Source organism: Vibrio sp. 2132-1, from assembly GCF_033344315.1.
Genome location: NZ_JAWPON010000626.1, coordinates 1 through 576, shown reverse-complemented (window position 1 = coordinate 576; position 576 = coordinate 1). Strand labels below are relative to the sequence as shown.

General features: G+C 44.6%; 1 protein-coding gene. It reads right to left on the bottom strand.

The features are described 5' to 3' along the window. Positions 1–306 (bottom strand): hypothetical protein (locus R8N47_RS27050; protein WP_318186347.1); only part of this gene is annotated, 306 nt, incomplete at its 3' end. Positions 307–576 lie beyond the last annotated feature (270 nt).

Sequence of the window (576 nt, the reverse complement as noted above, 5' to 3'; positions counted from 1 at the left end):
ACTCCCCGTTGTCTGAGGACTAGACCCATTTGCTTCGCCCGCTGCGGTTTCAAACTCTTGACCTAGTTGGGTCGGGTCTTTCCCCGCTGCAATAGCTTCTATCAACGCAGTAATATCACCAGTTACATTGATGGAACTGCCTTGCGGTGTCACTTGCTCAATGACCAGTTCTGAAGTGTCTGAAACTTCGTTAATGATTAGTTCCCCTGGTTTAGGCAACTGTCCTTGTTCGAGGGTTCTAATTTCCCCATCGAGACCGATAACTACAATATTACTCATCAATGAGCCAAAAGTTACTCGTTCCATATCTACCTCGCCCCACTTTGAACTAAGTCAAAAGTTTGTCACCCCAATATTTACGTCTATAGTTTAGTCAAAATCTTCATATTTTCGTTGTATGTGCAAGGGGCGATGTGCTGATTAACTCAAGGGGCGGGGTTACAGGTGCAGCCGGGAATTGCACAGGTCGTGGAATGCTATGATATTAAGAAATCAAGCTTTTCTCTTGCTTAAACACAAACGGTTGCCAAGCAACATTTTGCACATGTGCTAAGGTTTAATCAGGCGAACTTCTGG